The 7,407-nt window shown below is 72.8% G+C and carries 7 protein-coding genes; 6 read left to right on the top strand and 1 reads right to left on the bottom strand.

Going from position 1 to position 7,407, the window contains the following annotated elements:
* The first annotated feature begins 291 nt into the window (after positions 1 to 291).
* The 3 genes from ABZW32_RS04130 (at position 292) to ABZW32_RS04120 (ending at position 3,553) form a co-directional block, all read left to right on the top strand.
* On the top strand, positions 292 to 1,587 hold the full coding sequence (locus ABZW32_RS04130; protein ID WP_356210837.1) for a glutamate-5-semialdehyde dehydrogenase: 1,296 nt from the start codon (positions 292 to 294) through the stop codon (positions 1,585 to 1,587).
* A gap of 77 nt (positions 1,588 to 1,664) precedes the next feature.
* Positions 1,665 to 2,204, top strand: coding sequence for a hypothetical protein (locus ABZW32_RS04125; protein WP_356210834.1), 540 nt, complete (start codon positions 1,665 to 1,667; stop codon positions 2,202 to 2,204).
* Between the two features lie 68 nt (positions 2,205 to 2,272).
* The gene (locus ABZW32_RS04120; protein ID WP_356210832.1) at positions 2,273 to 3,553 is read left to right on the top strand and encodes a hypothetical protein; all 1,281 of its coding nucleotides are present in this window, start codon (positions 2,273 to 2,275) and stop codon (positions 3,551 to 3,553) included.
* Here ABZW32_RS04120 and ABZW32_RS04115 read toward each other — a convergent pair.
* Positions 3,537 to 4,640: a M48 family metallopeptidase gene (locus tag ABZW32_RS04115; protein ID WP_356210830.1), complete on the bottom strand. Its 1,104-nt coding sequence runs from the start codon at positions 4,638 to 4,640 to the stop codon at positions 3,537 to 3,539. The genes ABZW32_RS04120 and ABZW32_RS04115 overlap by 17 nt on opposite strands.
* 139 nt (positions 4,641 to 4,779) lie before the next feature.
* Here ABZW32_RS04115 and ABZW32_RS04110 point away from each other — a divergent pair, with 139 nt between their 5' ends.
* The 3 genes from ABZW32_RS04110 to ABZW32_RS04100 all read left to right on the top strand — a co-directional run bounded on the left by ABZW32_RS04110 (position 4,780) and on the right by ABZW32_RS04100 (position 7,385).
* On the top strand, positions 4,780 to 4,947 hold the full coding sequence (locus ABZW32_RS04110; RefSeq protein WP_356210828.1) for a hypothetical protein: 168 nt from the start codon (positions 4,780 to 4,782) through the stop codon (positions 4,945 to 4,947).
* Positions 4,948 to 5,009: 62 nt separating this feature from the next.
* Positions 5,010 to 5,627 carry a nicotinate-nucleotide adenylyltransferase gene (nadD, locus tag ABZW32_RS04105; RefSeq protein WP_030229675.1) on the top strand — a complete coding sequence of 206 codons (618 nt, stop codon included), beginning with the start codon at positions 5,010 to 5,012 and terminating at the stop codon, positions 5,625 to 5,627.
* 24 nt (positions 5,628 to 5,651) lie between these two features.
* A complete protein-coding gene (locus ABZW32_RS04100; RefSeq protein WP_356210825.1) occupies positions 5,652 to 7,385 on the top strand; it encodes an LCP family protein in 1,734 nt (577 codons plus the stop codon).
* Positions 7,386 to 7,407 lie beyond the last annotated feature (22 nt).

Raw genomic sequence — 7,407 nt, 5'->3', positions numbered from 1 at the left:
GATTGCCCTGCGGGCAATCCAGCCCCGCCGGGCGGAAATCCAGCCCCGCCGGCGTTTGAGGCGCGGGGGTCCGGGGGCGGAGCCCCCGAAGGGTCCGGGCGGAGCCCGGGGAACGGTGGAAGGGCGGGTAGGGGACCCAGCCCCGCGCAGCGGCAACGCACCCGCACCCGACGGCCGACCCCCGGCCACGGACACCACCCCCGCCCCGACACACGGAGCCCGCCAGGGCGCCCCGTCTCGGGGGATGGAACCGCGGCCGCGCCCCGCCGCCCGGGGACTACCCTGGGCCGCATGACCTCGCTCGACGACGCCACCGCCACCGCGACCGCCACCTCCCCCGTCCTCGCCACCGCGCGAGCGGCCCGCACCGCCGCCGCGGCGATCGCCCCACTCCCGCGGTCCGCCAAGGACGCGGCCCTGCTGGCGATCGCGGACGCGCTGGAGGCCCGTACGGCCGAGATCGTCACCGCCAACGCCGTCGACACCGACAAGGCCCGCGCCGCCGGCACCAGTGAGACCGTCATCGACCGCCTCACCCTCACCCCCGAGCGCGTCGCCGCCATCGCCTCCGACGTCCGCGACGTCGCGGCCCTCCCCGACCCCGTCGGCGAGGTCGTCCGCGGCTCGACCCTCCCCAACGGCATCGACCTCCGCCAGATCCGCGTCCCCCTCGGCGTCGTCGGCATCATCTACGAGGCCCGCCCCAACGTCACCGTCGACGCCGCCGCCCTCTGCCTGAAGTCCGGCAACGCCGTGCTCCTGCGCGGCAGTTCCTCCGCGTACGCCTCCAACGTGGCCCTGGTCGGCATCCTCCGCGACGCGATCGAGAGCGCCGGCCTGCCCGCCGACGCGATCCAGCTCGTCCCCGGCGAGTCCCGCGACTCCGTCCGCGAGCTGATGCGCGCCCGCGGCCTCGTCGACGTGCTCATCCCGCGCGGCGGCGCCTCCCTCATCAAGACCGTCGTCGAGGAGTCCACCGTTCCGGTCATCGAGACCGGTACCGGAAACTGCCACGTCTACGTCGACGCCCAGGCCGACCTCGCCATGGCCGTGGACATCCTCGTCAACTCCAAGGCCCAGCGGCCCTCCGTCTGCAACTCGGCCGAGACCCTCCTCGTGCACCGCGACATCGCCGCGGCCTTCCTCCCGCTCGCGCTGGACGCCCTCGCGGACGCCGGGGTGACCGTGCACGGAGACGCCGAGGTGCTCTCGTACGCGGAGGAGTCCAAGGTCACCGCCCTCCCCGCGACCGACGAGGACTGGGCCGAGGAGTACCTGTCCTACGACATCGCCGCCGCCGTCGTGGACTCCCTCGACGACGCCGTCGCCCACATCCGCCGCTGGACCTCCGGCCACACCGAGGCGATCGTCACCACCTCGCAGGCCGCCGCGCGCCGCTTCACCCAGCTGGTCGACTCCACCACGGTCGCCGTGAACGCCTCCACCCGCTTCACCGACGGTGGTCAGTTCGGTTTCGGCGCCGAGATCGGCATCTCCACCCAGAAGCTGCACGCCCGGGGCCCGATGGGTCTCCCGGAGCTCACCTCCACCAAGTACATCGTCACCGGCGACGGTCACGTCAGGTAACCGGCCCCCCAACGCGGTGTGGCCGGATTCCGGCTTACACCCTGCCCAAAGCAGCCCCCCAGGTCTACGCTGGTCCCGTGCCGGACGACGTGGGGGGCAAGCCGTTCCCGGACGACGGGGAGCCCGACGACGACCGCGGAGGCGCGGATCAGGACTTCGCCTCCGTGGTGTTCGACGAGGACTTCGTCCGGAACGCCGAGATCCATGAACCGAGCGCGGCCGAGCGCCAGCGCGCCGCCGACCGGGCGCGCGCCGATGCCGAGGCCGCCCGCGTCGCCGGAGGCTGGGCCGGCGAGGACGACTACGGCCATCCCGACGGGTACGGGATCGACGACCCCGGATGGGAGCCCGGCCACTACGGCTACGGCTACGCGGAAGGCCCGTACGGGGCCTACGGCGGCAGCCTGCGCCCCTACCGCGGCCGGTCGCCCTGGCTGCGCCCCGTCGCCTGGGTGCTCGCCGTCGTGATGGGGCTCGGCATGGTCGCCCTGGCCTTCAGCGCGGTCTACCGCAGCGCCGCCGGCGAGGCGGACCCCGCACCCGCCCCCGCCAGTACGCCGCTCGGGGAAGTCACCGGGGTCGGCGCGTTTACGTACCCCGTCGGCCGCCAACCCTGAAGGTACGACCCCGCTCGCCCGTTCCGGAGCTGGGGGCTTCTCTGTAGCGGGGACAGCGGGGAGAAGCGATGGCCGTTCCAGGAGATCCACCAGGCGGCACCCCCGAGGGCATCGGCGAGGGTGACGACGAACTGCGCCCGGACGAGTACCGGTCGGTGGTGTTCGACGAGGACTTCGTCCGCGCTGCCCGGCTCCAGGAGTTCTCCGCCCGGGAACGCATGGGCGAGCACGCCCGGGCCGTCCGCAGCCGGTCCATCTGGTCCGGCGCCGGCTCCGGACACGGCAACGGCACCCCGGGACGCGGCGCCCGGCAGGGCATGCTGCTCGTGCTGCTCATCGCCACGGCCTTCGCGGTCGCCGTCTACATGGGCCTGCGCAACCCCTACGTCCCCCCGGCGGGTGGCAACACCGAGCCGCTGAGCAGTACCGTCGTCCCCCTGGCACCGGCCGCGGCCGTACCGGGGGGCCTGCCCGCGGACCTCTACGCGAACGGCCCCGCGGCCGAGTACCGGGTCGGGGCGGCCGGGATCACCATGCCGGCCGCGCGCCGCACCCACCACTTCACCGAGAGCCAGGTCGTCGCCGCCCTGTCCATCGCCAAGGACTACCTGGTGCAGTCCTCGCTCGACCCGGACGTGCTCGCCGGCAACGCCTCCCGGCCCGTGCGGGTCCTGCTGGACCCCGGCCAGCTCGCGCAGTTCGACGAGAGCATGGCCTCGCCCTCCGGCGACGGCCGGCACGCCGTCACCGGCTGGCTGGTGCGCTTCGACCCGCACACGGCCGTCGTGGCCGACTCCCGCGTCCGGGTCAACGGCACCCTCGCCTACGAGGAGGTGGGCCCGGAGGTGCTGGAGGTCACCAGCGACCACACTTTCGTGTACGCCGTCCGCCCGGCCACCGGCCCGCCGACCGCCGCCGACGGAGCCTCGCTGTTCACCGTCCGCCGCGAGTTGCGGATGCGCTTCGACCGGGAGGACCTCACGACGGGCCGGACCGAGCTGGTGTCGGCGTACGTGATGGCCGGGCCGCAGGACTGCGCCACCGAGCCCGCGGAGGGCTTCCGCCCGCTGCCGGCCGGAGCCGGTCCCACCACCGTGGGCCCGCCCGCGAGCGACCCGTACGCCAGCGGCCACCCGAGGCGGACCGCCGGGCTCTGCGGCGTCCTGGCCCAGCCCCCGGCGAGCCCGGACCCGGCGACCCGTGATCCCGGGTCCCAGGACCCGACGACCCAGGCCCCCGCGGCGCCGACGAACCAGGCCCCCGCGAGCCCGGCCGCGCTGCGCCCCGCGCCCGAGACCAGGGACCCGGCGCCGCCGGGGGAGGCGGCCTCCGTCAGCCCTGGTCCGTAGCCCCGCCGGAGCCCTTGGCGTCCTTGCCCCCGGAGTCGCCGGATCCGGCGGTCCCGCCGCCCCCCGAGGCCCCGGTGAACCGGTCGCGCAGCTTGCCGCCGAGGTCGCCCGCGCCGCCCGCTATGTCGCCGACCAGCTTCATCAGCGGATCCTTGCTGCCGCGCACGGAGTCCGCGTAGTGGGAGGCGGACTGGCGGAAGGAATCGGTCACCGAGGTGTCCTTGTCCTCCTCGCGCCGCGGGTAGTGGCCGTCCATGATCCGCTGGTAGTCCCGGTTCTGGGACCACTTCTTCAGCTCGGCCGCCCGGACCGTGGTGAAGGGGTGCGTCCGCGGCAGCATGTTGAGGATCTTCAGGACGGAGTCGCGCAGGTCCCCGCCCGCCTCGTACTCCTCCGCCTGGGCGAGGAAGGCGTCCACGTTCATCTCGTGCAGGTGGTTCCCGCCGGCGAGCTTCATCAGACCCCGCATCGAGGCGTTGAGGTCCTGCCCCACCAGCAGTCCGGCCCGGTCCGCCGACAGCTCCGACTTGCGGAACCACTCCCGCAGCGCGGTCACGATCGCCGTGATCGCGACGGTCCCCAGCGGGATCCACGCCACCTTCAGGGCCAGGTTCGTCAGGAACAGCAGGACCGTGCGGTACACGGCGTGCCCGGACAGTGCGTGGCCCACCTCGTGGCCGATCACCGCCCGCATCTCCTCCTCGTCGAGCAGCTCCACGAGCGCCGTCGTCACGACGATGATCGGCTCGTCCAGCCCGATGCACATGGCGTTGGGCCGGGGGTCCTGCTGCACGTACATCAGCGGGACCTGCTCCAGGTCCAGGATGTAACAGGCGTCGCGCAGCATCTCGTGCAGGTGGGGGAACTGGGTCTCGCCCACGCGCACCGAGTCCGACAGGAACAGCAGGCGCAGGCTGCGCTCCGGGAGCAGTCCGCTCAGGGCCTTGAACACCGTGTCGAAACCGCTCAGCCTGCGCAGCGCCACCAGTGCCGAGCGGTCCGCGGGGTGCTCGTACGCCCGCGAGGAAATGCCCGGGAACCTCCTGCGGTTGCGTGCCGGTCCCTTGTCGAATCCGATGTCCGTCATAGCGCCCTCCCCCTCGATCGGCCCTGCTGCCTCACGTCCATACTCTCCAACGCCTGAGTCGGCGTGAGGGTGCCCCGGGCCCCCGCATACGATGTGAGCGAAGTCTCCGCCCGCTCCCGACTCGATAGGTACTTGCCTGATGAGCCTTGCCACCACCGCCCACAACCTGGTCGTTCTCGCTGCGGAGGGCGGCGAGCAGCACGGCGGCAACCACGACAGCCTGAGCCCCTACCTGACCGGCGGCGGCGCGTTCTTCATCCTGCTGCTGATGCTGTGGGTGACCACCCGCCTCAACCGCGACCGCTAGACCCGGCTCGGTTCCGGTCCGGCCGCCGTGGACGTGCCACCGGGCCAGTAGGCTCTGCGCTCATGGGAGAGCAGGAAGTGCCTACGGGCCCGGTCAAGCGCCGGCTCGGCGTCATGGGCGGGACGTTCGACCCGATCCACCACGGACACCTGGTGGCCGCCAGTGAAGTGGCCGCCCTTTTCCACCTCGACGAGGTGGTCTTCGTGCCGACGGGCGAGCCGTGGCAGAAGTCGCAGCGGGCCGTGTCCCCCGCGGAGGACCGCTACCTGATGACGGTCATCGCGACGGCCTCGAACCCGCAGTTCTCGGTGAGCCGCATCGACATCGACCGCGGCGGTCCGACGTACACGATCGACACCCTGCGGGACCTGAGCGCGCTCAACGCGGACGCCGACCTCTTCTTCATCACCGGCGCCGACGCCCTCGCTCAGATCCTGACTTGGCGCAACGCCGACGAGCTGTTCTCGCTCGCCCACTTCATCGGAGTGACCCGGCCCGGCCACGTGCTCACCGACGACGGCCTGCCCGAGGGCGGGGTCTCGCTGGTCGAGGTACCCGCGCTGGCGATCTCCTCCACCGACTGCCGCGCGCGCGTCGCGCAGGGCGATCCCGTCTGGTACCTGGTGCCGGACGGTGTGGTGCGCTACATCGACAAGCGTGAGCTGTACCGGGGAGCCTGAGCTTCCGGAGAGAGGGGCCCCGCGGTGAACGACCCACAGGAGCCGTACGACCCGTACGCCGGCCGACAGCAGCTCATCGGCTACGACCCCTACGGCAGACCGGTATACGACCAGGTACCCGCGCAGTCCGTCCAGCCGGCCCCGCCGCGGTACGAGCAGCAGTACGAGCAGGCGTACGGGCAGACGTACGACCCCTCGTACGGGCAGTCGTACGACCAGGGGGTGCAGGGACAGCAGCAGTATCACGTGCCGCAACAGGAGTACCCCCAGTCTCCCCAGCCCCAGTCTCAGCCCCAGGCAGCCCCGCCCCAGGACCCCTCCTTCGGGTACGACACCCGGCAGGACCGGCAGTGGATCCCGCAGCAGCACACCGAGCCGGGCGCCCAGCAGGCCCAGCAGACCCACCAGGCTCCCCAGGCCCAAGGGCGCCCCGAGCCGCAGTCCGTGCCCGCGCCGCGCCGGGAGGCCGCCGCGGGCCCGGACCCGGAGCCCGCCGCCGGCTACCGCACCGAGCAGTTCGCCTTCATCGACCAGCAGGACGAGGAGTCCGAGGACGTCATCGACTGGCTCGCCTTCACGGAGAGCCGCACCGAGCGCCGCGAGGAGGCCCGCCGCCGCGGCCGCAACCGGGTGGTCGCGCTGATCGTCGTCCTGGCCCTCTTCGCCGTCTGCGGCCTCGGCTACCTCTGGTACGCGGGCAAACTGCCCTTCCTCGACGGCCCCGGGAAGAAGAAGGCCGCCGCGGCCGCCACCGGGGCGCAGAAGCGCGACATGATCGTCGTCCACCTGCGCAACACCAAGCGTGGCGGCAGCTCGACCGTCCTCCTCGTGGACAACGTCACCGCGAAGCAGGGCTCCACCGTCCTGCTCCCCAACACCCTCGGCGTGGCCAAGGAGGACGGCACCGCAACCTCCCTCGGCAAGTCGGTCGAGGACGGCAGCCTCGGCACCCGCGAGGCCCTCGACACCGTGCTCGGCACCCACATCGGCGGCACCTGGCGCCTGGACACGCCCTTCCTGGAACGCCTCGTCGATCTGGTCGGCGGCATCGAGGTGGACACGGACACCCCGGTCCCGGCAGACGACCAGGCCAAGGCACCCGCCGTGGGCCAGGGCCCCAAACAGTCCCTGACCGGCGCGATGGCCGTCGCGTACGCCACCCACCGGGCCCAGGGCGAGCCGGAGGCCAAGCAGCTGGAGCGCACCGGCAAGGTGCTGTACGCCGTCCTGCGCAAGATCCCCGGCGACCCGAAGGCGGCGGCCACGACCGTCGAGAGCATGGGCCAGATCCTGGACCCGGGACTGGACGCGCAGAGCCTCGGCGCCCTGCTGTCGCGCATCGGCGAGCACGCCAAGGTGGGCGCCTACCGCACCGAGGTGCTCTCGGTGAAGCCGGACGGAGGCCTCACCGACGACGCCAACAAGCGGGTCGTCAAGGAGCTCCTCGGCGGCTCCTTCACGGCCGCCCAGCCCGGCGCCGCCCCCCGAGTGGGCCTCAAGGACGCCACCGGTGACGAGAAGGCGCAGGTCGCGGCGAAGGCGGCCCTGCTCAACGGCGGCTACGCCTTCGTGGACGGCGGCAAGGCCGACCGGACGGCTCCCGCCTCGCAGGTCACCTACCAGGACGACGCGCAGCGGGACCGGGCCGTCGGCGTCGCCAAGACGCTGGGGCTGCCGGAGACGGCGGTGAAGAAGGCCGAGAACGCGGTAAACGCGGACATCGTGGTGACGCTGGGCAAGGACTACAAGCCGTCCTGAGCCCGCCCGACGCGGCCGTGGT

This window comes from Streptomyces sp. NPDC004667 (genome assembly GCF_040609475.1).
Taxonomy (GTDB): Bacteria; Actinomycetota; Actinomycetes; order Streptomycetales; family Streptomycetaceae; genus Streptomyces.
Note: the sequence above shows the minus strand (reverse complement) of the source record. Positions and strands in the feature narration are given on the sequence as shown.

Coding starts and splice junctions, on each gene's coding strand:
- ABZW32_RS04130 (WP_356210837.1), top strand. CDS start 292: ATGACCTCGCTCGACGACGCCACCGCCACCGCGACCGCCACCTCCCCC.
- ABZW32_RS04120 (WP_356210832.1), top strand. CDS start 2,273: ATGGCCGTTCCAGGAGATCCACCAGGCGGCACCCCCGAGGGCATCGGC.
- ABZW32_RS04115 (WP_356210830.1), bottom strand. CDS start 4,640: ATGACGGACATCGGATTCGACAAGGGACCGGCACGCAACCGCAGGAGG.
- ABZW32_RS04110 (WP_356210828.1), top strand. CDS start 4,780: ATGAGCCTTGCCACCACCGCCCACAACCTGGTCGTTCTCGCTGCGGAG.
- nadD (WP_030229675.1), top strand. CDS start 5,010: ATGGGAGAGCAGGAAGTGCCTACGGGCCCGGTCAAGCGCCGGCTCGGC.